General features: G+C 62.9%; 21 protein-coding genes. 9 read left to right on the top strand and 12 right to left on the bottom strand.

Features of this window, described 5'->3' with window-relative positions; all coding sequences use genetic code 11:
* Nucleotides 1–67: 67 nt before the first annotated feature.
* Complete coding sequence (locus tag NPS58_RS18360) at nucleotides 68–955, bottom strand: LysR family transcriptional regulator (protein ID WP_274116754.1); 888 nt, start codon at nucleotides 953–955, stop codon at nucleotides 68–70.
* An 84-nt stretch (nucleotides 956–1039) separates the two neighbouring features.
* Here NPS58_RS18360 and lysM point away from each other — a divergent pair, with 84 nt between their 5' ends.
* Nucleotides 1040–1480: a peptidoglycan-binding protein LysM gene (gene lysM / locus NPS58_RS18355; protein ID WP_274116753.1), complete on the top strand. Its 441-nt coding sequence runs from the start codon at nucleotides 1040–1042 to the stop codon at nucleotides 1478–1480.
* A gap of 3 nt (nucleotides 1481–1483) precedes the next feature.
* Here the strand turns inward: lysM and yrfG are convergent, their stop codons facing one another.
* A complete protein-coding gene (gene yrfG / locus NPS58_RS18350) occupies nucleotides 1484–2146 on the bottom strand; it encodes a GMP/IMP nucleotidase (RefSeq protein WP_274116752.1) in 663 nt (220 codons plus the stop codon).
* A gap of 80 nt (nucleotides 2147–2226) precedes the next feature.
* On the opposite strand from yrfG, the gene nudE reads away from it, so the two are divergent.
* Both nudE and cysQ read left to right on the top strand, forming a co-directional pair.
* Nucleotides 2227–2793 (top strand): ADP compounds hydrolase NudE, encoded by a 567-nt coding sequence (gene nudE / locus NPS58_RS18345; protein ID WP_274116751.1) that lies wholly within the window; start codon nucleotides 2227–2229, stop codon nucleotides 2791–2793.
* A complete protein-coding gene (gene cysQ, locus NPS58_RS18340) occupies nucleotides 2790–3617 on the top strand; it encodes a 3'(2'),5'-bisphosphate nucleotidase CysQ (protein ID WP_274116750.1) in 828 nt (275 codons plus the stop codon). The genes nudE and cysQ overlap by 4 nt, the downstream gene beginning before the upstream one ends.
* Here cysQ and NPS58_RS18335 read toward each other — a convergent pair.
* From NPS58_RS18335 to rfbB, 7 genes are read right to left on the bottom strand one after another with little or no spacing between them, the layout of a single operon-like run.
* Nucleotides 3606–4061 (bottom strand): YiiD C-terminal domain-containing protein, encoded by a 456-nt coding sequence (locus NPS58_RS18335; RefSeq protein ID WP_274116749.1) that lies wholly within the window; start codon nucleotides 4059–4061, stop codon nucleotides 3606–3608. The genes cysQ and NPS58_RS18335 overlap by 12 nt on opposite strands.
* Nucleotides 4058–5470, bottom strand: a complete 1413-nt coding sequence (locus tag NPS58_RS18330) for a sigma-54-dependent transcriptional regulator (protein WP_274116748.1) — start codon at nucleotides 5468–5470, stop codon at nucleotides 4058–4060. Before NPS58_RS18330 ends, NPS58_RS18335 begins: the two co-directional genes overlap by 4 nt.
* Entirely contained in the window at nucleotides 5467–7281 is a 1815-nt protein-coding gene (locus tag NPS58_RS18325) for a sensor histidine kinase (protein WP_425313084.1), read from the bottom strand. The genes NPS58_RS18330 and NPS58_RS18325 overlap by 4 nt, the downstream gene beginning before the upstream one ends.
* Before the next feature lie 35 nt (nucleotides 7282–7316).
* A complete protein-coding gene (rfbD, locus tag NPS58_RS18320) occupies nucleotides 7317–8177 on the bottom strand; it encodes a dTDP-4-dehydrorhamnose reductase (protein ID WP_274117570.1) in 861 nt (286 codons plus the stop codon).
* 2 nt (nucleotides 8178–8179) lie between these two features.
* Nucleotides 8180–8725, bottom strand: a complete 546-nt coding sequence (gene rfbC, locus NPS58_RS18315; protein WP_274116747.1) for a dTDP-4-dehydrorhamnose 3,5-epimerase — start codon at nucleotides 8723–8725, stop codon at nucleotides 8180–8182.
* Nucleotides 8722–9597, bottom strand: a complete 876-nt coding sequence (gene rfbA, locus NPS58_RS18310) for a glucose-1-phosphate thymidylyltransferase RfbA (RefSeq protein ID WP_274116746.1) — start codon at nucleotides 9595–9597, stop codon at nucleotides 8722–8724. Before rfbA ends, rfbC begins: the two co-directional genes overlap by 4 nt.
* Nucleotides 9594–10676 (bottom strand): dTDP-glucose 4,6-dehydratase, encoded by a 1083-nt coding sequence (gene rfbB, locus NPS58_RS18305; RefSeq protein WP_274116745.1) that lies wholly within the window; start codon nucleotides 10674–10676, stop codon nucleotides 9594–9596. The genes rfbA and rfbB overlap by 4 nt, the downstream gene beginning before the upstream one ends.
* Nucleotides 10677–10913: 237 nt before the next feature.
* Here rfbB and NPS58_RS18300 point away from each other — a divergent pair, with 237 nt between their 5' ends.
* The 3 genes from NPS58_RS18300 (at nucleotide 10914) to aguA (ending at nucleotide 16052) form a co-directional block, all read left to right on the top strand.
* On the top strand, nucleotides 10914–13823 hold the full coding sequence (locus NPS58_RS18300) for an aminotransferase (RefSeq protein ID WP_274116744.1): 2910 nt from the start codon (nucleotides 10914–10916) through the stop codon (nucleotides 13821–13823).
* Between the two features lie 184 nt (nucleotides 13824–14007).
* Complete coding sequence (gene aguB, locus NPS58_RS18295; RefSeq protein WP_274116743.1) at nucleotides 14008–14886, top strand: N-carbamoylputrescine amidase; 879 nt, start codon at nucleotides 14008–14010, stop codon at nucleotides 14884–14886.
* Between the two features lie 59 nt (nucleotides 14887–14945).
* Nucleotides 14946–16052, top strand: coding sequence for an agmatine deiminase (aguA, locus tag NPS58_RS18290; protein ID WP_274116742.1), 1107 nt, complete (start codon nucleotides 14946–14948; stop codon nucleotides 16050–16052).
* A gap of 450 nt (nucleotides 16053–16502) precedes the next feature.
* Here the strand turns inward: aguA and NPS58_RS18280 are convergent, their stop codons facing one another.
* Nucleotides 16503–18605, bottom strand: a complete 2103-nt coding sequence (locus NPS58_RS18280; protein ID WP_274116740.1) for a TonB-dependent receptor — start codon at nucleotides 18603–18605, stop codon at nucleotides 16503–16505.
* A 426-nt stretch (nucleotides 18606–19031) separates the two neighbouring features.
* Here NPS58_RS18280 and NPS58_RS18275 point away from each other — a divergent pair, with 426 nt between their 5' ends.
* Nucleotides 19032–20321, top strand: coding sequence for an OprD family porin (locus tag NPS58_RS18275; RefSeq protein ID WP_274116739.1), 1290 nt, complete (start codon nucleotides 19032–19034; stop codon nucleotides 20319–20321).
* 72 nt (nucleotides 20322–20393) lie between these two features.
* Here the strand turns inward: NPS58_RS18275 and NPS58_RS18270 are convergent, their stop codons facing one another.
* On the bottom strand, nucleotides 20394–22058 hold the full coding sequence (locus tag NPS58_RS18270; protein WP_274116738.1) for an FMN-binding glutamate synthase family protein: 1665 nt from the start codon (nucleotides 22056–22058) through the stop codon (nucleotides 20394–20396).
* A gap of 219 nt (nucleotides 22059–22277) precedes the next feature.
* Between NPS58_RS18270 and NPS58_RS18265 the strand changes: the two genes are divergently transcribed.
* On the top strand, nucleotides 22278–23477 hold the full coding sequence (locus NPS58_RS18265) for an MFS transporter (protein ID WP_274116737.1): 1200 nt from the start codon (nucleotides 22278–22280) through the stop codon (nucleotides 23475–23477).
* A gap of 70 nt (nucleotides 23478–23547) precedes the next feature.
* A complete protein-coding gene (rfaD, locus tag NPS58_RS18260) occupies nucleotides 23548–24579 on the top strand; it encodes an ADP-glyceromanno-heptose 6-epimerase (protein WP_274116736.1) in 1032 nt (343 codons plus the stop codon).
* Here rfaD and NPS58_RS18255 read toward each other — a convergent pair.
* The gene (locus tag NPS58_RS18255; RefSeq protein WP_274116735.1) at nucleotides 24576–25955 is read right to left on the bottom strand and encodes an NAD(P)-binding domain-containing protein; all 1380 of its coding nucleotides are present in this window, start codon (nucleotides 25953–25955) and stop codon (nucleotides 24576–24578) included. The two genes, rfaD and NPS58_RS18255, sit on opposite strands and share 4 nt — an antisense overlap.
* Nucleotides 25956–26030: the final 75 nt, after the last annotated feature.

Here is a 26030-nt window from a genome sequence, read left to right as displayed (position 1 = left end):
TTAAGCCTAGGCTTGCGCTCGGGTATCGTCTAATCGCTAATGCTGATGCCTTGATAGATGCGGTCGATCACGCACTGTTGTGCAGCGCCTGGAATTCGGCCAGGCAGGCTTCGGCCAACGCCGAGCGGGGCGCCGTGCGGCGCATGATCAGGCCCAGTGGCGCGAGGGTGCTGGCCTGTTCGATCGGTTGCAGGCGCAGGCGTTCGGTCAGCGCCTCGAGGCCGGCTGCCAGCGGCATGATCGCGCAGCACAAGCCGCCGTTTACCGACTGCACCAACTGATGGACGGCGTCGGTCTGCACCAGTAGCCGTGGCTGCAGGCCCCGGCTATGGAAGTTGTGGTCGATCGACTGGCGAAAGTGCATGCCGGCGGTCAGCAGGCCCAGGGGCAGTTCAGTCAGTGCTTGCCAGCTTAAGGGTTGATCGTCGAACTGGAAGTGACCTGGGTCATACAACAGGCCCATGCGCGTCTCGCCAAGGGGCAGGGACAGGAAGCGCTCGTTGTCCAGGCGTTCGAGGTACGACACGCCCAGGTCCAGGCGATTGCTGGTGAGCTGATCAAGGATTTGCTCGGAGCTCAGCGCGCTGAGTTCGAAGTTCAGCTCTGGGTGGAGCTCGTGCAGGCGCTGCAGCAAAGGCAGTGGATCGAAGCTCGACAACGGCACCACGCCCAGGCGCAGGTTGCCGACCAGATGCCCGCGACAGGCAGCGGCTTCGGCGTGCAGGCCGTCGTAGGCCGCCATCACCGAGCGGGCCCAGGCCAGCACGCGCTCGCCCTGGGCGGTAAAGCCTTCGAAGCGCTGGCCGCGATTGACCAGGGCCAGGTCCAGTTCCTGTTCCAGGTTGCGCAGGCGCATCGACAGGGTGGGTTGGGTCACGTGGCAACGGGCGGCGGCCTGGCCGAAGTGTCGGGTTTCATCAAGCGCGATGAGGAATTTGAGCTGTTTGATGTCCATCGTCGATCCACGGCGCAAAGCAGGCGAAGCATTCTAACCTGTCCTAGACTGCAGGCTCCGAGATTCATCACCAAGGAGAGCGGTATGAGCATTTTCAGTTTCATCAAAGAGGCCGGTGAGAAAATCATCGACCTGCTGACGCCGGGTAATGCCAATGCCAGTGAGCAATTGCAAAAGCACGTAGAAGCGGTTGGCCTCGGTAACCCGAACATCAAGGCTACGGTCGAGGGCGACAAGGTGACGGTCACCGGTGAGGTGGCCAGCCAGGAGGAAAAGGAAAAGATCCTCCTGGCGCTGGGCAACATCGCCGGTGTCGCCGAGGTCGATGACCAGATCACCGTGACCGGCCCGGTCATGGCGGCGGCACGCTTTGTGGTGGTCAAGAAAGGCGACACCCTCAGTGCAATCTCCCTGGCCGTCTATGGCAACGCGAACCTGTACAACAAGATCTTCGAAGCCAACAAACCGATGCTCAAGCACCCGGACAAGATCTACCCAGGTCAGTCCCTGCGTATTCCCGAATAGTGTTCAAAGCCCCTCGAGCAGCGTCCGGTAGTCCTCCACGGCGGCGAACTCCTCGGTATCACGCGGCCCTTTGCGGCTGTCCGGCTGGCGCACCGCAAGAAGGTGCGCCACGCCGAAGTCGCGGGCGCTACGCAGAATCGACAGGGTGTCGTCGATAAACAGGCTGCGGCCCGGCTCAAAGCCGATATCGGCCTGCAGGGCGTCCCAGAACTGCGGGTTTTCCTTGGGATAGCCGTAGTCGTGGGAGCTGATCAGGCGCTCGAAGTAGGGCGCAAGCTCCACCCTCTCCAGTTTCAATGACAGCGAGTCGCGGTGTGCGTTGGTGATCAGGATCACCCGCTTGCCGGCCTGTTTGATCGCCTGCAGGAAGGTGTCGGCGTCTGGGCGCAGGGCGATCAGATGAGCGGTTTCCAGCTTCAGGTCGCGTACCGACAGGTTCAGCTCGCGGCTCCAGAAGTCCAGGCAGTACCAGTTCAGCGAGCCTGCGTGCCGCTCGAACAATGGCTGCATCTCAAGCTCGGCGATGGCCCGGCTGATACCGTGCAGGTCGGCGTAGCGCTGGGGCAGGTGTTCGAGCCAGAAGTGGTTGTCGAAATGCAGGTCCAGCAGAGTGCCGTCCATGTCCAGCAGTACGGTGTCGATGGTGGACCAGGCTAAAACGGGCATATGAAATTCTCGGACAGTCAGGGCAGCGGCGGCCGGGCAAGCCACGGTATAGTAACCCGTTCACGCCAAGGAGCCGCCCCATGCGCCAGAAACCCACCGTTCTCTCCCGCGAGATTGTCGCCAGCAGCCGCCTGTTCCGGGTCGAGGCTGTGCAATTGCGCTTTGCCAATGGCAACGAGCGCACCTACGAGCGGCTGGTGGGGCGCGGCAACGGTTATGGCGCGGTGATGATCGTGGCGATGCTCGACAGCGAGCACGCTGTGCTGGTCGAAGAATACTGCGGTGGTACAGACGAGTACGAGTTGTCTTTGCCCAAGGGCCTGATCGAGCCGGGTGAAGACGTCCTGGCCGCTGCCGACCGTGAGCTCAAGGAAGAAGCCGGCTTTGGCGCCCGCCAGCTGGAGCACCTGACCGAGCTCTCACTGTCGCCGGGCTACATGAGCCAGAAGATCCAGGTGGTGCTGGCCACCGACCTGTATGAAGAACGCCTGGAAGGCGATGAGCCCGAGCCCATGCGTGTCGACAAGGTCAGCCTGCGTGAGCTTTCGGCCCTGGCCCAGCATCCGCAGTTTTCCGAGGGCCGCGCCCTGGCGGCGTTGTACCTGGTGCGTGACCTGCTGACCCAGCGCGGAGCGTTCGGAGCATGAGCGATGGGCAATTGATGCAGGCCGTGGTCGAGCTGGCACGCCAGGCCGGCGAGGCCATCCTGCCGTTCTGGCGTGCTGGTGTGGCGGTGACGGCCAAGGCCGATGAGTCGCCGGTCACCGCGGCCGACCTGGCGGCCCATGAAGTGATCGCCAAGGGCCTGCGCGAGCTGGCCCCACAGATTCCGGTGTTATCCGAAGAAGACTGCGAGATACCGTTGAGCGAGCGCCAGCAATGGCAACGCTGGTGGCTGGTCGATCCGCTGGATGGCACCAAGGAGTTCATTGCCGGTACTGAAGAATTTACCGTCAACATTGCCCTGATCGAGCAAGGCCGGGTGGTGTTCGGGGTGGTGGCGATCCCCACCACTGGCCGCTGCTATTACGGTGGCCAGGGTATGGGCGCCTGGCGTGCCGATGTCGATGGGGCTGCCCAGCAAATTCACGTGCGTGTGGTACCGCCTGCGGGGCAGGGCTTTACCGTGGTGGCCAGCCGTCGCCACTCCAGCCCGCAGCAGGAAGCCTTGCTGGCCGGCCTGAGTTCGGCGGTGGGTGAGCTGGAGCTGGCCAATATCGGCAGCTCGCTGAAGTTCTGCCTGCTGGCCGAAGGTGCTGCCGACTGCTACCCACGCCTGGCGCCCACCTCGCAGTGGGATACCGCCGCCGCCCAGGGGGTGCTCGAAGGCGCGGGTGGCGAAGTGCTCGGCCTGGATGGCCAGGTGTTCGTCTACCCGCCGCGCGAATCCTTGCTCAATCCCTTCTTCCTGGCCTTGCCTGCCGCCGCTCCCTGGCGTGAGCGGCTGCTGCAACTGGCTTCAGCGATGTAGCACGTACTGGCCGCTGAATACCACGGCGGCCTCATCGCTACCGGCGTTGGTCACCCGGGTGTGCAGGTTCAGGCGTGCCCGGCCGCGACGCTGGTAGGTGGTGATGAAGCGTTCCCAGACTTTCTCCTCCGGCGCTTCGCACAGGGCGATGGCCGCGCCGGTCACCGGTAGCGGATAGCTGATCTGTCCTTCCTGAATGACGATGTGCCCATCGTCGATCCCCGCCTCGCGCAGCCGCAGGTGCAACCATCCCCAACCGACCAGTACGGCGGCGCAATACAGGCTGCCGCCGAACATGGTGCTCTTGTGATTGACGTTGGCTTCGAGCGGCAATTGCAGGCGCAAGCGCTGCTGCTCCCAGTCGAGCACCTGCAGGCCCATTTCACGTGTCAGGGGAATGTCACCGTGCAGCACTGATTCGAGATAACGGCTGTCGGTGGTCATGGTCGGTTGTCCTCCATTTCGTCAGTGCCGGCGTTGCTGTCGGCGAAGCTCAGGCCGTGCTTGCGCAGCTTGTCGTGCAGGGTTTTGCGGGGAATGCCCAGGGCTTCGGCCAGGCTGCGCATGGAGCTATGCGGTTGAGCCAGTTCGGCGGCGATCAGCGAGCGTTCGAACTGCTCGACCTGATCGCTGAGGTTGCCGCTGTTCACCGGCGCGGCCTGGGTGTGAGCGGGCGGTGGTGCTTCGCCATCCAGGGCCAGCTCCAGGCCCAGAGCGAAGCGCTCCGCGACATTCTGCAGCTCACGTACATTGCCCGGCCAGTTGTGGCGCAGCAATTGGGCGCGTTGTGCAGGTTGCAGCGTGTGGGCGGGCAAACCGTGGCGGTCGCTGGCGGCATCGGCGAAATGCTGGAACAGCACCAGGACATCGTCGCCGCGCTCGCGCAGCGGCGGGATACGCAGCGGCGCCACGTTCAGGCGGTAGTACAGGTCAGCACGAAAGCGCCCCTGGTCGGCGGCCTGGCGCAGGTCCTCCTTGGTGGCCGCGATGATGCGGATATCCAGGGGAATCTGCTGGTTTCCACCGAGTCGCTCGACCACTCGCTCCTGCAACAGGCGCAGCAGCTTGACCTGCACATCCAGGCTCATGCTCTCGATTTCATCGAGGAACAGGGTACCGCCGTTGGCGAATTCGAACTTGCCGATCCGGCGCTTCTGCGCGCCAGTGAAGGCGCCCGGCTCATGGCCGAACAGCTCGCTCTCGACCACCGATTCGGCCAGGGCTCCGGCGTTGATCGCTACAAACGGGCCGTCACGGCGGCTCGACAAATCATGCAGGGCACGGGCCACGACCTCCTTGCCGGCACCGGTCTCGCCGAGGATCAGCACGTCGGCACGGGTCCCGGCCAAGGCACCGATCTGCTCGCGCAGGCGCAGCATGGGCGCAGACTGGCCCACCAGGCGGGCGCTCAACTGCTGGCGGTCGCTCAGGGCCAGGCGCAGGCTGCGGTTGTCCAGCACCAGGCGGCGCAAGGCCAGGGCGCGGCGCACGCTGTCGAGCAAGGCATCGCTGGCGAAGGGCTTTTCAAGGAAGTCGTAGGCCCCGGCGCGCATGGCCTGAACCGCCAGGGGCACGTCACCGTGGCCGGTAATCAGCAGCACCGGCAGTTCCGGATCCTGCGCCTGTACCTGTTCCAGCAGCTGCAGGCCGTCGATGCCGGGCATGCGGATATCGCTGACCAGCACCCCGGGCCAGTCCTGCTCGATGCGCGCGGCCAGGCCCTGGGCGTCGCTCAGCGACAGGACCTTGAGGCCGGCAAGGTCCAGGGTCTGGCTCAGGGCCTGGCGCAGGTGCGGGTCGTCGTCGACCAGAATCACCTGAACGCGGCTGTCGATGAGCGGCTCGGTCGTCATGCCGATGGGTCCTCCGAGGGTTGCAGATTGGCGCCAGGCTTGGCCACGCGCAGTTGCAGGGTAAGCAGGGCGCCACCTTCGGGGTGGTTGCCGAGCACAAGTTCGCCGCCCAGCGCCCGCATCAAGGTATCGCAGATCGCCAGGCCCAGGCCAAGGCCCTGGGTACGTGTCTTGGTGGTGAAGAACGGCTCGCGGGCGCGGGCCAGGGCTTCACTGGAGAAGCCCGGGCCGTTGTCGCGAATGTACAGGTAGACGTTGCCGTCGCGTTGTTCGGCACTTAGCCAGAGTTTGCGCGGGTTGGCCTTTTCGGTCAGCGCATCCAGGGCGTTGGCCAGCAGGTTGCCCAGCACCTGGCGCAGGCGGGTTTCACCGGCCTGGACCCACAGGGTGGCGTCGGGCAGGTCGCGTACCAGCTCCACGGCCATGGCCCGGCGACGCTTGGCCAGCAGGGCCAGGGCGTCGTCCAGCGCCGGTTGCAACGCCACGCTCTCGGGTGCATGGCGGTCGCGGCGGGCAAAGGCGCGCAGGTGGGCGATGATCGAGGCCATGCGTCCGGTCAGCTCGCTGATCAGCTTGAGGTTGCTGCGGGCATCGTCGGTGCGCTGGTGATCGAGGAGGATCTCGGCGTTTTCTGCATAGCTGCGGATGGCCGCCAACGGCTGGTTGAGCTCGTGGCTGATGCTTGCCGACATGGTCCCCAGCACCGACAACTTGCCAGCCTGGACCAGTTCATCCTGGGCCCGTACCAGTTCCTGTTGGGCTTGCTCGCGTTCCAGTACCTCGTTTTTCAGGCGGCTGTTGAGGCCCTCGAGGTCGGCGGTACGTTCGATGACACGCTTTTCCAGTTCATGACGCCCGTGGGCCTCGAAGTCGATGCGGTCCATGTAATGGCGTCGGCGCTGCATCATCAGGCCCAGCAGCAACATCAGTACCAGCAGGGCTGCGGCACCAATGGCCAGCACCGTACTCACCGAGCGGTCGACGATTGCCCGGGGCGCCAGGATGCTCGCTTGCCAACCGGTTTCTTCGATGGCTTCGGTCTGGATCAGCCAGGCCGCCTTGTCGAGGTTGAGCGGCTGCGGCGCCTGGGTCGGGTAAGGCTTGATGGCGACGATGGCTTCACGTTCGGCATCGGTCAGTGGCCGGGTGGCACGAAAACGCCAGTCCGGGCGCGAGGTGAGAATGACCACGCCGTTGTGGTCGGTCACCAGCAGTTGTTCTGGCGTCTTGCCCCACAGGTTTTCGGTGTGGTCCAGGTCGACCTTGACCACCAGCGCACCGATGATTTTCTCACCGTCGCGTACTGCAGCGGCAAAGTAGTAGCCGCGCTTGGCGGAGGTCGTACCCTGGCCGAAGAAGCGCCCCAGGCGTCCGGCAATGGCTTCGCTGTAGTAAGGCCGGAAAGTGAAGTTGCGGGCGATGAAGCTGTCGCGCTTGTCCCAGTTGGAGGCCGCCAGGGTGTTGCCGTTGGTGTCCAGCAGGTACATGACTTCGGCACCGGTCTGGGTGGTGATGTCCTTGAGCAGGCGGTTGGCGTTGGTCAGGGTTTCGAGCCGCAGCGGGTCGGCCAGCACCGCCCGCAGGGCCGGCAGGTCGCCGAGGATCTGCGGCAGGGTTTCATAGCGGTGCAGGGTGCCCAGCAGGTTGGCCACGTACAGGTCGAGGGTCTGGCGATTCTGGCTGGCCAGTTCTTCCTGGTAGTAGCGTTCGGCAAGGTGTTGCAGGGGCCAGAGCAACGGAGCCAGGCAAATTGCCAACAGGGCCAGGCTGCGCCAGCGAGGGCGGCGGGGAGGAGGTGGAGTCATGGTCATCGCAAATGCGCCAGGGTGATCTGGCGCATTATGCGCTACTTCAGGCAGTCGATCAGCGCCTGCTGCCAATGAGGCTGGCTGACTTGCCACTCACGCTGCAGGCGACTGCAATCGAGCCGTGAATTCAGTGGCCGGCTGGCCGCCGTCGGATAGTCGCTGGAGGGAATCGGCAGCAACTCGGCGCAGGGTAGCCCCTGCGCCCGCAGATGCTCGGCAATGGCCTGGGCGAAGCCGAACCAGGAGGTTTCGCCCTGGGCCGTCAGGTGGTAGGTACCCCAGGGGCCGGCCTTACCTGCTTGCCAGCGTTCGATCAGGGCACGGGTACTCTGGGCGATGGTGTCGGCCCAGGTGGGGGCGCCGATCTGGTCGGCGACGATGCGCAGTTGTGGCTTTTCCTGCAGCAGGCGTTGCAGGGTCAACAAGAAGTTACGGCCGTGGAGCGAGTACACCCAGCTCGTGCGCACGATCAGGTGTTGGCCCGCGGCGGCCTTGATCGCCTGTTCGCCGGCCAGCTTGCTGCGGCCATAGACGTTCAACGGGTGTGGCAGATCGTCTTCGGTGTAGGGCGTGGCTTTGTTGCCGTCGAACACGTAGTCGGTGGAGTAGTGGATCAACGGAATGCCAAGGCGCGCCGCCTCCTCGGCCAACACGCCAGGCGACTGGGCATTGATCGCGAACGCCAGCTCAGGTTCGCTTTCGGCCTGGTCCACGGCGGTGTAGGCGGCGGCGTTGATGATCAGCTCCGGCCTGAGCCGCTGCAAGGGGGCAAGAAGACTGCTGGGCCGGGCCAGGTCCAGTTGGTCGCGGCCCAGCACCTGCAGCGGGCCAAAGTCGTGCAAGCGCTGTTGCAGGGCCTGGGATACCTGGCCGTGCTGGCCGATGATGAGGATGTTCAGGCTCATGGAAACAGCTCCGCGTCCTTCAACCACTGACCGGCCTGGTCCTTGGCGGAAAGCTGCGGCGGGCCGTCGAGCTGCCAGTCGATGGCCAGGTCCGGGTCATCCCAGCGGATGCAGCGCTCGGCACTCGGGTTGTAGTAGTCGGTGGTCTTGTACAGGAACTCGGCGCTTTCGCTCAGCACCGCAAAGCCGTGGGCGAAGCCTTCGGGTACCCAGAGCTGGCGGTAGTTGTCTGCCGATAGGCGCACGGCTACCCACTGGCCAAAGCAGGGCGAGCTGCGGCGAATGTCCACGGCTACATCCAGCACCTCGCCACGGGTTACTCGAACCAGCTTGCCCTGGGTGTTTTCCAGTTGATAGTGCAGGCCGCGCAGCACACCGCGACCCGAGGCGGAGTGGTTGTCTTGCACAAACTGCGTAGCCACGCCGGTGTGCTGCTCGAAGGTGCGCGCATTGAAGCTTTCGTAGAAAAAGCCGCGGGCGTCGCCGAACACCTTGGGTTCGAGAATCAGCACGCCAGGCAAGGCGGTAGGGATGACGTTCATGGTTGCTCATCAGCCAGGCGGTAGAGATATTGGCCGTAGCCGATCTTGCCGAAGATCCTGGCGCGCTCCAGCAGTTGATCGCGATCGATCCAGCCTTGCTGGTAGGCGATTTCTTCAAGGCACGCGACCTTCAGGCCCTGGCGATGCTCGATGGCCTGCACGTACTGCGAGGCTTCGAGCAGGCTGTCATGGGTACCGGTGTCCAGCCAGGCGAAGCCTCGGCCAAAACGCTCCACCCGCAGGTCGCCACGTTGCAGATAGGCATTGGTGACGTCGGTGATTTCCAGCTCGCCGCGGGCCGAGGGCTTGATGCCTTTGGCGATTTCGATCACGTCGTTGTCATAGAAGTACAGCCCGGTGACGGCGTAACTGGATCGCGGCTGCAGCGGCTTCTCTTCGATGGACAAAGCCCGGCCCTGGGCATCGAACTCGACCACGCCAAAGCGCTCCGGATCCTTGACCCGGTAGCCGAACACGGTGGCGCCGCCGGGCTGGTCGATGGCCCGCTGCAACTGCTCGCCGAAGCCCTGGCCATAGAAAATATTGTCACCCAGAATCAGGCACACCGAGTCGTCCGCTATGAACTGTTCGCCGATCAGAAAGGCCTGGGCCAAACCGTCGGGAGAAGGTTGTTCGGCATAGCTGAGCTGGATGCCGAACGCGCTGCCATCACCGAACAGCTGGCGGTACTGGGGCAAATCCTGAGGGGTCGAAATCAGCAGGATTTCACGAATGCCAGCGAGCATCAGCACCGAGATCGGGTAGTAGATCATCGGCTTGTCGTATATCGGCAGGAGTTGCTTGGAGACGCCCAGGGTGATGGGGTGCAGCCGGGTACCGGCGCCCCCCGCCAGGACTATGCCCTTGGTCATGCAATCAGATCCTTGAAGTCACTATTGCCCAGGCGCTGGCCTTGATAGCTGCCGTCCTGGACCCGCTGGCACCACTCCAGGTTCTCCAGGTACCACTGCACGGTCTTGCGCAGGCCGGTGCTGAAGGTTTCGTCCGGCATCCAACCCAGTTCGCGCTCGATCTTGCCGGCGTCGATGGCGTAGCGCAGGTCGTGGCCGGGGCGATCGTCGACGAAGGTGATCAGGTCGGCGTAGTTCGCCACGCCTGTCGGTCGCTGTGGTGCGAGTTCTTCGAGCAGGGCGCAGATGCTGCGCACCACATCGATGTTCTTCTGCTGGTTATGGCCGCCGATGTTGTAGGTCTGGCCGATCTCGCCTTCGGTCACCACCTTGAGCAGCGCACGGGCATGGTCATCGACCAAGAGCCAGTCGCGCACCTGCAGGCCATTGCCATAGACCGGCAATGGTTTGCCCGCAAGGGCGTTGAGGAGCGTCAGCGGGATCAGCTTTTCCGGGAACTGGAACGGCCCGTAGTTGTTCGAGCAATTGCTGATGACCACCGGCAGCCCGTAGGTGCGATGCCAGGCGCGTACCAGGTGGTCGGCTGCCGCCTTGCTTGCCGAGTAGGGCGAGCTGGGCGCGTAGGCGGTGGTTTCGCTGAACAGCGCATCGGTGTCGCTCAGGTCACCGTACACTTCATCGGTGGAAACCTGGTGGAAACGAAAGCTGCTGCGCGCCGCGTCAGGCAGCGCTTGCCAGTAGGCGCGGGTGGCCTCGAGCAAGGCGTAGGTCCCGACGATGTTGGTCTGGATGAACGGCGCCGGGCCGTCGATCGAGCGATCCACATGGGACTCGGCCGCCAGGTGCATGATCGCGTCGGGTTCAAAGCGCTGCAGCACCGCGCTCACCGTTGCCGAGTCGCCGATGTCGGCCTGGACGAACTCGTAGCGGGTATTGGTGGCGATGCTGGACAAGGATTCCAGGTTGCCGGCGTAGGTCAGTTTGTCGAGGTTCAGCACTTCATGTTCGGTGGTGTCGATCAGGTGGCGAATCAGGGCTGAACCGATGAAACCGGCGCCGCCGGTAATGAGAATACGCATGTTCAAGGACCTTTCGCGTTGCTGACGGTGATCTGTTGAAGACTAGCTTGTCGGTGTCTTGCTCAACACACAAGTAGGAGCGGGCCTTGCCCCGCGACCCGCCGTAAAGCGGCTGCAACCTTCACTGGCTGCATCGCCGGGCAGGCCGGCTCCTGCATCCATCGCTTTTTTCGTGCCGTACTTGCTTATCGACGGAAGCAGTGGCGATATAAGCAGCAAAAAAAACGAGGTCCCGTCATGCCGCTCAGTACCCTGATCCACCGCTCCAGCCAGCCCTGCCCAGATGTCAGCGAGCAGCAGGCCCTGCTTTTACTGCAGGAGCGCTACGGGCTTGGCGGTTCGTTGCAATCGCTGGGCAGCCAGCAGGATCTGAACTTTCGCGTCGACGCCCCGACGGGGCGCTATGTGCTGAAAATCTGCCATGGCACTTATGCCGTCGCCGAGCTCGAGGCCCAGCATGCGGCCCTGGGTTTCCTGCGCGAACGTGGGCTGCCGGTTCCGGCGGTCATCACCGCTGCATCCGGAGAGCAACTGCTGGCGCTGGACCTGCAAGGCCAGCCGTTGCGCGTGCGCCTGCTCGACTATATCGAAGGTCAGTCCATCACCCGCCTCAAGCACATGGAGCCGCAGCTGATCGCAGAGCTGGGCCGGTTGTGCGCCCGTATCGACCAGGCCCTGGCCGACTTCAGCCACCCTGGGCTCGAGCGCACCCTGCAATGGGACCCTCGCCATGCCCAGGCGCTGATCGCGCATCTGCTGCCAGTACTCGCCGAGGGGCCACGCAAGGCCCAGGTGCGTGAAGCCGCGCGCAGGGCCGAACAACGCCTGCAACCTTTGCTCGAGCAGTTGCCGATGCAGGCGGTGCACCTGGACATCACCGACGACAATGCCGTGTGGCAACGCGACGCGCAGCGCCAGTGGCAGTTGCAAGGGGTAATCGACTTCGGCGACCTGATGCACACCTGGCGCATCGCCGACCTGTCGGTGACTTGTGCGGCGCTGCTGCACCATGCCGAGGGCGACCCGCTGCGTATCCTGCCGGCGGTGCAGGCCTATCACGCGCTAAACCCTCTGACCGACGCCGAGCTCAAGGCCTTGTGGCCGATGATCGTGGCACGCGCGGCGGTACTGGTGCTGAGCAGCGAGCAGCAATTGAGTGTCGACCCGGGCAACACCTATAGCCGCGATAACCTGGCCCACGAATGGGAAATCTTCGACGTGGCCACCAGTGTGCCGCTCGAATTGATGGAAGCCGCGATCCTGCAGGTGGCGGGCCAGGAGGTGCCAGGCCTGGACCTCGCCGCCAGCGCAGCGCTGCTGCCTGGCCTGCACGGACAGCCGGTGGCCGCAGTGGACCTGGGCGTGCTTAGCACGCACTTCCAGGCCGGCAACTGGGAACAGCCGGGTATCGACCAGAACCTGTTGCGCGAGCAGGCAGGCGAGCAGGGCGCGGCCTGCTCGTTGTATGGCCAGTACCGGCTTTCCCGGACCCATATCGACAATCCCCAGGAGCCTGCGACCTTCGCTTTGAACGTCGAATTGCAGGTGCCGGCGGGCACTGCCCTGCAAGCCCCCTGGACGGGCACCTGGCAGCAGGCGGCAGAGGGGCATGGCTGCCTGCAAGGTGAACAGTGCAGCCTCTGGGTGCAGGGGCTGGCCAATGCGCCGGCGCCGGGCACGCAGGTGAGTGCCGGGCAGTCGCTGGGGCACAGCCGCGGGTTGCTCATCGTGCAGCTGTGCCGCGTTGCGGGCCTGCAGCCGCCGGCCTTTGTCGTGCCATCGCGCGCTGCCGCCTGGCAGGCCTTGTGCCCGTCACCGCAAGCGCTGCTGGGTTTCGCTTGCGATGCCGAACCGCTGGTGGATGCTCGCCAATTGCTGGAGCGGCGCGATGCCAGCTTCGCCCGCTCGCAGAAGCACTACTACCAACAACCACCCCATATCGAACGCGGCTGGCGCAACTACTTGATCGACATGCAGGGCCGCTCCTACCTCGACATGCTCAACAACGTCGCAGTGCTGGGTCACGGCCATCCACGCATGGTCAGCGAAGCGGCACGGCAATGGTCCTTGCTCAATACCAACTCGCGCTTCCACTACGCGGCCATTGCCGAGTTTTCCGAGCGCCTGCTGGAACTGGCACCCGAGGGCATGGACCGGGTGTTCCTGGTCAACAGCGGTACCGAAGCGAACGACCTGGCCATCCGCCTGGCCTGGGCCTACAGCGGCGGGCGCGACATGCTCAGCGTGCTGGAGGCGTACCATGGCTGGTCGGTGGCTACCGATGCGATCTCCACCTCCATCGCCGACAACCCCCAGGCGCTGAGCACGCGGCCAGAGTGGGTACATCCGGTGATTGCCCCGAATACCTATCGCGGCGCCTACCGTGGTGAAGACAGCGCGACCGAGTACCTGGCCGATGTCGATGCCAAGCTCGACGCCCTGGCAGCTGAGCAGCGACAGCTGGCCGGCTTCATCTGTGAGCCGGTATACGGCAATGCGGGCGGTATCTCCCTGCCGCCCGGCTATCTGAAACAGGCCTATGCCAAGGTCCGTGCTGCGGGCGGGGTGTGCATCGCCGATGAGGTGCAGGTGGGCTATGGCCGCCTCGGCGAGTACTTCTGGGGCTTCGAGGAGCAGGGCGTGGTGCCCGACATCATCACCATGGCCAAGGGCATGGGCAACGGTCACCCGCTGGGCGCGGTGATCACCCGGCGCGAGATCGCCGAGGCGCTGGAAGCCGAAGGTTACTTCTTCTCGTCGGCCGGCGGCAGCCCGGTCAGTTGCCGAATCGGCATGGCGGTGCTAGATGTCATGGGTGAAGAAGGCCTGTGGGACAACGCCCGGGATGTCGGCCGGCACTTCAAGGCGCGCCTGCAAGCGTTGGTCGATAAACATCCGCTGGCCGGTGCCGTCCACGGTTCGGGTTTCTACCTGGGGCTGGAGCTGGTGCGCGACCGCAACACCCTGGAGCCGGCGACTGAAGAAACCACCACGCTGTGCAACCGCTTGCGCGACCTGGGCATCTTCATGCAGCCCACTGGCGACTATCTGAACATCCTCAAGATCAAGCCGCCCATGTGCACCACCCGCGCCAGTGTCGACTTCTTCGTCGATAGCATCGACAAGGTGCTTTCAGAAGACCTGTAACCCTCAATCTAGAGCCGGTTAATTCGATTGTTATCGGGTTAACCGGCTTTTTTGTGGCTGTTATTTTCTAAACACAGCTTTTAAAGCCGATATTTATCGGATATAACTGCGCCCACAACGCTGCATTCTGTCATCGGTCGCCTGCTACGGTCAGACGGCCCAGTCACCCTTCGAGGAGGTTTTCATGAGCCGCACCGTCACCGTCGCCGCCACCCAGATGGCCTGTACCTGGGATCGCCAGGCCAACCTCGCCACCGCTGAAAAGCTGGTGCGCGAAGCCGCAGCCAAAGGCGCGCAGATCATCCTGATCCAGGAACTGTTCGAAACCCCGTACTTCTGCCAGAAGCCGAACCCCGATTACCTGCAACTGGCAACGCCGGTCGAGATCAATGCTGCCATCGAGCACTTCCAGCAGATCGCCAGGGAACTGGAAGTGGTATTGCCGATCAGCTTCTTCGAACTGGCCGGCCGCGCCCGCTTCAATAGCATCGCGATCATCGATGCCGACGGCAGCAACCTGGGTGTGTACCGCAAGACCCATATTCCGGATGGCCCTGGGTACCACGAGAAGTACTACTTCAACCCGGGCGATACCGGCTTCAAGGTCTGGCAGACTCGCTACGCCAAGATCGGCGTGGGCATCTGCTGGGACCAGTGGTTCCCGGAGTGCGCGCGCAGCATGGCACTGCTGGGTGCCGAAGTGCTGTTCTACCCGACTGCCATCGGCAGCGAGCCGCATGACAAGACCATCTCCTCCCGTGACCACTGGCAGCGCGTGCAGCAAGGCCATGCCGGCGCCAACCTGATGCCGCTGATCGCCAGCAACCGCATCGGTACCGAAGAGCAGGACGGCTACGACATCACCTTCTATGGCTCGTCGTTCATCGCCAACCAGTTCGGCGAGAAAGTCCAGGAGCTCAATGAGACCGAAGAGGGTGTGCTGGTGCATACTTTCGATCTCGATAGACTGGAGCACATCCGCAGCGCCTGGGGTACTTTCCGTGACCGCCGTCCGAACCTGTACGGCCCGGTGAAAACCCTCGACGGCGCGCTGGAATCCTGAACATTCAATGATCTCGACGCGGGCCTTGGTCCCGCGTCGGACACTGCAAAGGTTGACTCATGAAAACCCTGACCAGCACCCCACGCGCCGACGGCTTCTACATGCCAGCCGAATGGGCGCCGCAAACCCAGGTATGGATGGTCTGGCCGGAGCGCCCGGACAACTGGCGCCTGGGCGGTAAACCGGTACAGGCAGCACACGTGACCCTGGCCAAGGCCATCGCCCGATTCGAACCGGTCACCGTGGCCGTCTCTGCTGCCCAGTACGACAACGCCCGCGCCCGCCTGGACGCACCGAACATTCGCGTCGTGGAAATCAGCAACGACGACGCCTGGGTGCGTGACACCGGGCCGACCTTCGTCATCAACGACAGCGGCGAAGTGCGCGGCGTCGACTGGGGCTTCAATGCCTGGGGTGGTTTCGAGGGTGGCCTGTACGCGCCGTGGAACCGCGATGAACAACTGGCCAGCAAGGTCCTGGAAATGGAGCGCTGCCAGCGTTACCAAACCGAAGGCTTTGTACTGGAAGGCGGTTCGATCCATGTCGACGGCGAAGGCACCCTGATCACCACCGAAGAATGCCTGCTCAACCACAACCGCAACCCGCACCTGAACCGCGAGCAGATCGAAGCGGTACTGCGTGATCACCTGGCGGTGGACACCATCATCTGGCTGCCCGATGGCCTGTTCAACGACGAGACCGATGGCCACGTCGACAACTTCTGCTGTTACGTGCGCCCGGGTGAAGTGTTACTGGCCTGGACAGATGATCCGCAAGACCCCAACTACGCACGCTGCCATGCCGCGCTCGAGGTATTGCAGAACAGCCGTGACGCCAAGGGTCGCACCTTTACCGTGCACAAAATGCCGATTCCGGGGCCGCTGTACGCCACTGAAGAAGAGTGCGACGGTGTCGATCCGGTGGCCGGCAGCCAGGAGCGCAACCCTTCGGTCCGCCTGGCCGGTTCCTACGTCAACTTCCTGATTGTCAACGGCGGCATCATCGCCCCGAGCTTCGACGACCCGGCAGATGCCGAGGCTAGAGCTATTCTGGGCAAGGTGTTCCCCGACCACGAAGTGGTCATGATCCCGGGGCGCGAAATGCTCCTGGGCGGCGGCAACATCCACTGCCTGACCCAGCAGCAACCGGCCCCGGCCAAGGGCTGAAAACCGGCAAATAAAAAACCCGTCGCTTGACGGGTTTTTTTATGGGCAAGCGACAACCGGCGCAGGTGCTGGCATACCTCTTGTATTTGTTTTGCATTGTATTTCAACAAGATAGGACGGCATCGTTCTGTCACAAAGTTTGAATAAATTAGCCGCTCACGACCCCAGGGAGTACGTGTCGAAATGAATGCAGCAAGTGAGCCGGCTTCGCCCCCATCGGCCGTCAACCCCGAAGCGCTGCAACGTGTGGCGCAATGGTTGAAACACAATGGAGCAATCCGGGTCAGGAAGACCGACACACGTCGAGTGTTGAGAGAGCGATATCCAGCAGGCCTGTTGACCGATGCAGAGCTTGCAGCCCTGCTGGACGAGTGAAAGGCAGGAGCGGGCTTGCCCCGCGATGAGGCCATTGAAGGCACCCAAAATCGCGGGGCAAGCCCGTTCCAACTGTCAGAAGCTATAGGTTCCGGTCACCACCAGGCTACGCGGATCGCCGAGCTGGATCTGTGCGGCACTGGTGGCCGAACTGTAGTAGGTCTTGTCGGTGATGTTGTTCAGCGCCGCACGCAGGTCCCAGTTCCTGGTGCGGAATCCGGCCAGGGCATCCCAGCGGCCATAGCCCGGCAACACCGCCGTGTTCTGGTTGTCGGCATAGCGCTCACCCACCAGGGTCAGGCCGGTTTCGCCATACCAGCCCATCTCCGGCTTCCAGGTCAGGAACAGGCTGCCATTGCGTTTGGCAACGTTGCTCACGCGGTTGCCTTCCTGGCCATTGTTGTCTTCGACAATGGTGGCGTCCTGTAAACCAATGCCGCCGCGCACATACCAGTTGCCAACGATGTTGCCGGTAGCGGTCAGCTCAACCCCGCGCGAACGTTGCAAGCCGGTCAGCAGGGTGATACCCGGGTTGTTCGGGTCGCTGGTGCGACGGTTGTAGAGCTCCAGCTCGTAGACGGCCAGGGTGGTGCTCAGGCGTTCATCCAGCCAGTCGCTCTTGACCCCGATTTCCTTCTGCCGGGTTTCTTCCGGGCTGGTTTCGTTGGCGTTGCCGGCAGCACCCGGGGTGATACCGATCAAGCCGCCACCCACTGGCGAGAAGGTCTTGCTCCAGGAGGCGTAGAAGGAGTGGTCGCGCCACGGCGAATACACCACGCCCAGGCGCGGGCTGGTGCTGTCGCTGTCTTGGTTCTCGGAAATGCCGCGCAGCTTGTTGGTGGTTTCCACTTCGAACTGGTCAAAGCGCACGCCGGCCAGTACCTGCCATTGATCGTTGAGGCGGATCTGGTCCTGAACATACAGGCCACGGCTGTCGACCACGGTGTGGTTGTTGCTCGACGGCACCATGGTGCCGTTGTGCTGCAGGCTGCGGTTGGGGTTGTACAGATCGACGCTCGGCACCGGGCTCGCACCGGGGCCCGAGGTGGCTGCGGTGTAGAGCAGCGGGTCGCGGCGCTGGTTGCCGATCTCGATACCGGTCAGCAGGGTGTGCTGCAGGCCGTAGGTATCGAAGTTGCCTTCCAGTTCGACGTTGTTGAACAGGTTGCGGGTGTTCAGGTCCTGCTGCCAGCGCTGGCGGGTGACCTGGCCGGTGGTGGCGTTGTAGCCGGTCTGATAGGTGTTGTCGAAGTCGCTGTCGAGCTTGAACAGGCCAAGGGTATGGCGAACCTGCCAGGTGTCACTGAGCTGGTAGTTAAGGCGCGAACGCAGGGATTGGGCCTTGTCGTCGATGTAGTCGCGCTGGGTGTCGCCGTAGGTGGTATCGCGGCCGACATCGGCAGGGCGCCCGTTGACGCTTGGAACACCGCGGTCGGGGGTGCGGTTATAGCGGCTGTATTCGTACTGCACCAGCCAGTTCAGGTCCGGGGTGAGCTGCCAGTTCATGGACGGTGCGAACAACTGGCGGTTGCCGTCGATGCCGTCGCGGAAGCTGTTGTTGTCCTGGTTGCCCATGTTCAGGCGCAGGCTGATGTTGTCGGTCGGGTCGGCACTGAGGTCGGCATACAGGCTGCGCAGATCTTCGCTGCCGCCCTGGGCTTCGATGCTCGAGCGCCGGCCGGCCTCCGGCGTCTTGCTCACGCGATTGACGATACCGCCCTGGCTGCCCCGGCCATAGAGCACCGCGGCAGGGCCTTTGAGCACTTCGATCCGCTCGATATTGTGCAGGTCGCGCACGTACTGGCTGTCGTCGCGAATACCGTCCAGATAGAAGTCGTTGCTGGCATCGAAACCCCGGATACGCACGCTGTCGAAACGGGTGTCGGCGCCGGTGCTCACGTTGGGAATACCGCTCAGGGCCTGGCCCAGATCATCGGTGCCGTAGTCCAGCACGTTGCTGGTCTTCACCGAGTCGATGGCCTGGGGCACGTAGCGGGCCGGGGTGGCAGTACGGGTTGCGGTGGTCACTTCCTTGACCCGTGGATCATCCTGATCGCGTTCGCTTTCGGCGGTCACCGACATCTCCGGCAGGGTGGTGCTGGCGGCGAGGGCCAGGCCGGAACTGAGGAACAGGGAAACACCCAGGGTCAAGGGTGACAGGCGGCTAGGGGCAGGCATTAAAGACATCCGCAAGGGTAGAGGTAGACGAAAGGAGGGGATGACAAATTCGGCGTGAATGATAATGCGTGCTATTTACTAGTGTTAATTGTTTCTAATCGTTTGTTGCGGGTATTTGTTTCAAAATATTGCTTAGGGAAACCGGTGTTACACGGCTGAAACATCCTTGCAATTCTGTCGCGTAGCGTTGCCATCGGCGGCTAATGTGAACGACTTTTCACGAATTTTTGACACATTGATGAACTCACGGATAGGATTCGGTCAACGCCTGTAGGCCCACCGGCCAAGAGTCCAGAATAAAAGGCCCGCTGCGATCACTCGCACGCGGGCTTTTTATTTCTGACCCGCGAGCGTCAACCCACGCAGGGGGCGTGGTTTTTGGCGTAGGTCGCAGAGCGTCTTTGACTAAGTAATAAGGAAAATAAAATGTTGAAAACCAGGATCAGTCTGATCGCGCTCGGCCTTCTGACCGCGACTCAGGCTATGGCCAATGACCAGGCCGCGGCCAAGGGCTTCGTAGAAGACAGCAGCATGAATGTTCTGCTGCGCAACGCTTACATCAACCGTGACAAGAAGCACGGCACCGACGACCAGATTGAATGGGGTCAGGGCGTCATCGCCAACTTCTCCTCCGGCTTCACCCAGGGCACCGTCGGTGTGGGTGTCGACGCTTTCGGCCTGTACGCCGTGCGTCTGGACGGTGGCAAGGGTCACAACGGCGGCGCCGGTGTCGACTTCTTCAAGCCTAGCGATGGTGCTCAGGCCAACTCCCCGCACAACCTGGCCCGTGGCGGCGCCGCAGTAAAACTGCGTGTCTCCAACACCGTGCTCAAGTACGGCGACCAGATGCCAGCGCTGCCAGTCCTGCAGTATGACGATGCCCGTCTGCTGCCAGAAAGCTTCACCGGCACGATGATCACCTCCAAGGAGATCAAGGGCCTGGAACTGAACGCCGGTCGTTTCACCCAGGAAGCACGCAAGAGTGCCGAAGGCCGTGACAGCGGTGGCCTGAAGTCGATCAATGTGCTCGGCGGTAGCTACAAGTTCACCGAAAACCTGTCGGCGGCCGTATACGGCTCCGATGTCGAGGACGTACTGCAGAAGTACTACCTGGGCGTGAACTATGTTCACCCGATCGCTGCTGACCAGTCCCTGACCCTGGACTTCAATGGCTACAAGTCGGACATCAACAACAAGTACGTCAAAGAAGCTGGCCTGACCGGCGACTCCAACACCATCTGGAGCCTGGCAGCCACTTACGCCTTCGGTCCGCACTCGGTGACCATCGCGCACCAGCGCAGCACCGGCGACACCGGCTACCAGTACGGCTGGTACCAGAACCGTGGTGGCGTGGGTGACGGTGGTTCGACCATCTACCTGGCCAACTCCTACTGGTCCGACTTCAACGCTGAAGACGAGCGTTCCTGGCAGATCGGCTACGGCCTGGACTTCAGCAGCTTCGGCGTGCCGGGCCTGAAGTACAACGTGGCGTACGTGCGTGGTGACAACATCAACACCCACGGTTTCGGCGAAGGTAAAGAGCGCGAGATCTTCAACCAGATCAAATACGTCGTTCAGGAAGGCCCTGCCAAGGACCTGTCCGTCAAACTGCGTAGCTCGTTCCTGCGTACCTCTGACAGCGTTCGTCAGAACGGCTACAACGACGACGGCAACGAAGTCCGCGTATTCGTCGAATACCCGATCAGCATTTTCTGATTGGATGTTCCAGGGCGCCCGCTCCCACAAACACTGTAGGAGCGGGCTTGCCCCGCGAACCACAACCCCGGCCTATGCCGGGGTTGTTTCTTTTCGGCGCTCTGAGGTCTTCAGCTGCGGCGCCTCCCCCATCTCAGGCTCAAAGCTGTCACTACGGGCCATCCGCCACAACCGCGCATAGAATTCACTGTTGATCTCGCCGCTGAGCAATTCACCGGGCTTGAGGAACACGTGCAACTGCGAGAACAGACGAATCTCACTGGCGCTGATGCGTCGCACCAGGTGCTTGGGCTTCAACTGCGAAGGGTGGTCGAGCCCCGCCGCCGCCAGCATCTCGGCCAGGGCATGCAGGGTATTGCGGTGAAAGCTGTAGACCCGGTCGGCCTTGTCGGGCACCACCAGCGCGCGTTGGCGCAACGGGTCCTGGGTGGCGACCCCGGTGGGGCACTGGTTGGTGTGGCAGCTTTGCGACTGGATGCAGCCAATGGCGAACATGAAGCCGCGCGCCGAGTTCACCCAGTCGGCGCCAATGGCCAACACGCTGGCGATATCGAACGCACTGACGATCTTGCCCCCGGCACCGATGCGCACTTTGTCGCGCAGGTTCAGGCCGACCAGAGTGTTGTGCACGAACATCAGACCTTCGCGCATCGGCACACCGATGTTGTCGCTGAACTCCCTGGGCGCAGCGCCAGTACCGCCTTCCTTGCCATCGACCACGATAAAGTCCGGCACGATGCCGGTCGCCAGCATGGCCTTGGCGATGCCCATGAATTCCCAGGGGTGGCCCAGGCAGAACTTGAAGCCCACCGGTTTGCCGCCTGAAAGCTCACGCAACCGGGCGATGAACTGCAGCAACTGCAGCGGCGTGCGAAAGGCGCTGTGGGCGGCAGGCGAGATGCAGTCTTCCCCCACCGTCACCCCGCGTGTGGCGGCAATTTCGGCGCTGACCTTGTGCCCGGGCAAGATCCCGCCATGCCCGGGCTTGGCGCCCTGGCTGAGCTTGATCTCGATCATCTTCACCTGAGCGTCGCGAGCCTGGTCGGCAAAACGCTCGGGGTCGAAGCGGCCTTCGGCGGTGCGGCAACCAAAATAGCCGCTGCCGATTTCCCAGATCAGGTCGCCGCCATGTTCGCGGTGGTACGGGCTGATACTGCCTTCGCCTGTGTCATGTGCAAAGCGCCCGCGCCGGGCACCCTGGTTCAAGGCGGCAATGGCGTTGGCGCTGAGGGCGCCAAAACTCATGGCAGAAATGTTGAAGATCGAGGCCGAGTAGGGCTGGCGGCACTGCGGGCCGCCGATGGCGATGCGAAACGACGCTGGGTCGGGAGTGTCGCTGGGCAGCATCGAATGGCTGATGAATTCAAAGCCCGGGCGGTACACATCATTGAGCGTGCCAAAGGCCTTCTCGGCGCTTTCATTCTTGGCCCGGGCGTAGACCAGCGAGCGCTGGGCGCGGGAAAAGGGCAGCTTGTCATCATCGCCTTCGAGCAGGTACTGGCGGATTTCCGGGCGGATGGTTTCGATCAGGTAGCGGATGTTGCCCAAGATCGGATAGTTGCGTCGCACCGCGTGATGGCTTTGTCTCAGGTCGTTCAGGCCAACCAGGCTGAGCACGGCGCAGAGTACGCTAAAGGGCCAGAGCCAGGTGTGGGTCGCAAGGAAGGGCAGGCTGACACAGGTGAAGAGCAAGCAGCCGGCCAGACAGGCGTAGCGGCTGGGAAGCGAAGCTTTCATGGATCTTCCGCTGATGTGAGAGATCCTTCCTAGGATAGGGCAAGCCCCTGTGCAGAAAACCCGTGGTTTCGGTAAAAGACTTTTATCCCCGGCGTGCTTGACCCGCTGCTCGCGCAATTGTTTGCCAATGACTGAACCCAACTCCGGCACTTGCATAACTGCCGCCTGCAACCAGCGTGCTACAAGGCTCGTACCGTTTTTTTTTGCGAGTGAACCCCTGTGACCGCCGCTACCCGCACCGCGCCCGCGAACAAGGGCTTTGGCCTGCTGTGCCTGGCCAGCTACCTGTTGTCGCTGTCGTACGGCTCGACCTTTTTGTTGTCGTTGCTGGTCAGCACCCGTGGCGGCAACGAGCAGGATGCGGGACGGATCATTTCCCTGGCGATGCTCAGCACCATCGTGGCCGTGCTCGGCAGTGGACACCTGGCTGATCGCCTGGGTTCGGCGCGGGCCATCGCGCTCTCGGCACTTTGCCTGGTAGCGGCCTGCCTGGGCTTTGCCCTCATGGCCGGTACCGGTCTGGGCCTGATGCTTTGCGGCCTCATCCTGGGCCTGGGCTGGGGCGCGTTCTACACCCTGGGTCCGATCCTGGTTGCCGAACGGGTCGAGCCCACGCGGCGCACGCACTGCTTCGCCTTGCTCTCGGGCAGCATGATGAGCGGCATCGGCTCCGGGCCGTTGGCGGGCAAACTCGCCAGCTTCTTTCACCTGCCGGTACAGACGGCGTTCTTCACCGCCGCGGCGGCGGCAGTGCTTGGTCTGATGATATTCAACCACCTGGCCCGCCAGCCCCGGCAGGCCGCGAGCCCCGTCGGCATCAGCCGCAGGGCCAGCGCTCAGGTGCTGGGTTCGCCAGCGCGCTGGCCGATTCTGATGGTCGGCCTGGGCGGTGCGATCTTCGGCGGCCTGGGGAGTTTCCAGACCTCTTACGCAGCGGCGCGCGGCCTGGATTATTCGCTGTTCTTCATCGGTTTCATGAGTGCGGCCATCGGTTGTCGATTGCTGGTCGCCGGCTGGGTGGTCAAGCGGGATGCCTGCGGGGCCTCCTGCCTGCTCTGTGCCTTCACCGTGCTTGCCGTGCTGGCGCTGGGCTGGTGGGTGCAGGACAACCTCGGCTACCTGCTGGCCGCCGCCTTGCTGGGTGTCGGCTACGGCCTGAACTACTCGGTGATCAATGGCCTGGCCGCCAACCAGGCGCCGGCCGGGCACACCCCGCAGGCCTTGCTGTTGTTCAGCCTGGCGTACTTTCTCGGGGTGTTCGGCTTCCCTTGGCTGGCGGGCAACCTGATCGTCAGCGGCGGCACCGAGGCGATGATGCTTTGCCTGATGGGTATCGCCTTGCTCAACTGGCTGGTCAGCGCCGCTCGACTGCTCGGACGCTGGCGCGCTCGCTCGCGCGAGGCATCGCCGTTTTATTGATCCTGGTTAATTTTTGTTCAAATGGTCAGCCTTAAACTGAACGCTCTGCACCCTCGAAGGGGGACAAGGCATGACCATCATCGTGACCGGCGCCGCCGGTTTCATCGGTAGCAACCTCGTCCAGGCCCTGAATCGACGCAATGAAGCCGAAATCATTGCCGTCGACGACCTGACCGATGGCGACAAATTCCGCAACCTCGTCGACTGCGAGATTGCCGACTATCTGGACAAGGATGACTTTCTCGAGCGCTTTGCCCGCGGCCAGTTCGGCAAGGTCCGCGCGGTGCTGCACCAGGGCGCCTGCTCCAGCACCGTCGAAGGTGACGGGCGCTTCATGATGGACAATAACTATCGCTTCAGCCGCAATCTGCTCGATGCGGCCCAGGCCCTGCAAGTGCCCATGCTGTATGCCTCGTCGGCAGCGGTGTACGGCGCCGGACGCGATTTTCGCGAACAACGCGAGTGCGAGCGGCCGCTGAACGTCTACGGCTACTCCAAATTCCTTTTCGATCAACACGTGCGCAGGCTGTTGCCTGCGGCGCGCAGCCAGATCATCGGCCTGCGCTACTTCAACGTCTACGGCCCCCACGAACAACACAAGGGCGCCATGGCCTCGGTCGCCCTGCATTGCTTCAATCAGTACCAGGCCAACGGCAAGGTCAGCCTGTTCGGCAGCTATGGCGACTACCCCAGCGGCGGACACCTGCGTGACTTTGTGTCGGTGGAGGATGTGGTCAAGGTCAACCTGCACTTTCTCGACCATCCGCAGCTCAGCGGCTTGTTCAACGTCGGCAGCGGCCGGGCCCAGCCGTTCAACGATGTCGCCATGGCGGTGATCAATCGCTTGCGCGAGCAGCAGGACCAGCCCCCGCTGTCGCGGGAGATGGCCCTGCTCGAAGGCATCCTTGAATACAGCGAATTCCCTGACCACCTGCGGGGCAAGTACCAGTGCTACACCTGCGCCGACCTGAGCCGCCTGCGCGAGGCGGGCTTCCAGCAGCCGATGCTCACCGTCGAACAGGGCGTGGCGCGGTATTGCGACTGGCTGCAAGGCATCGAGATAGCGACGCCCGCCCAGTACAGGCAGGCGGCTGTGGCTTAGTGCTGGCGCAGGGTTTTTACATTGCCCTTGGCGGAGGTTTCACGCAGGTATTCCACCAGTGAGTCATCCAGCGCCTGCATCCAGCGCGTGTGATGTGGCACGGCGGCGGTACCGGTGATCACCGAGCGGTAGGACTTGTCGCGATAGCCCATGATGTCCTGCTTCTTGTCAGACTTCCATTTCAGGAAGATCCGGTTCACCGCGTCGATATCGAAGCTTGGGTAGTCGGTCTGTTCGATCAGGTGCTTGATGTAGCGGCCCTGGAACTCGTACATCTGTGCGGTGGTTTGCAGCGCCTCTTCCTCGGCGCGCCAGCGAGCGCTGTCGGCCTGCATCTCGGCCTTTGCTGGCAGCTTTTTCAAGCCCAGCATGTAGTCCCGGGCGAACCACGCCTGGGCGTCGAACAGGTTGAAGCTGTACCAGAGGTCTTGCATGCCGAGATAGATCAGCTGCGGGTTCTGCTCCCACACCACGCCCTGGTACAGACCCAGCGGCCACAGGCGGTTACCGGTCTTGAGCGTCAGCTCATCGGGCAGGAACGGGAAGTGATGCTGATAGCCGGTGCACAGAATGATCGCATCCACCCGCTTGCTCGAGCCGTCGGCAAAGAACGCCAGCTCACCTTCCACCCGCTGCAATTGCGGGCGCTCTTCCCAGCCCTTGGGCCACTTGTAGCCCATGGGCTGAGTGCGATAGGCGCTGGTGATCGAGCGCGCACCGTACTTGAAGCATTGCGAGCCGATATCTTCGGCCGAATAACTACTGCCGACGATCAGCACATCCTTGCCCTTGAACTCCAGAGCATCGCGAAAATCGTGGGCGTGCAGAATGCGTCCGGAGAAACGCTCGAACCCGGCGAAGTCCGGCACATGGGGCGTGGAAAAATGCCCGCTGGCCACTACCACATAATCGAACACCTGCTCGGTGCTCAGGCCTTGGGCGTAGTCGTGGGCGGTGAGCGTGAACGTGCGGCTGGCCTCATCGAAACGCACCGCCTTGACCGCCGTATTGAAGCGGATGTAATCGCGCACACCGGCCTTTTTCACCCGGCCCTGAATGTAATCCCACAACACCTCACGCGGTGGATAAGACGAGATCGGCCGACCGAAATGCTCATCAAAACTGTAGTCGGCGAACTCCAGGCACTCCTTCGGGCCGTTCGACCACAGGTAGCGGTACATACTCCCGTGCACCGGCTCGCCGTGCTCATCCAGCCCGGTGCGCCAGGTGTAGTTCCACATCCCGCCCCAGTCGGCCTGCTTCTCGAAACAGACCACCTCGGGCATCACCGCCCCCTTGGCATGAGCGGATTGAAAGGCACGCAGCTGCGCCAGGCCAGACGGGCCTGCGCCGATAATGGCAACACGAATACTCATAAGACTTCCTGACAGAAAACACTGAAAAAAATGCAAAGCGTCTCCAGCCCTCAACGGCAAAAACCGAGGGCAATG

It is taken from the genome of Pseudomonas putida, from assembly GCF_028682455.1.
Lineage (GTDB): Bacteria > Pseudomonadota > Gammaproteobacteria > Pseudomonadales > Pseudomonadaceae > Aquipseudomonas > Aquipseudomonas putida_AA.
The sequence above is the reverse complement of the archived record's forward strand: the minus strand, read 5'-3'. Positions and strand labels throughout refer to the sequence as shown.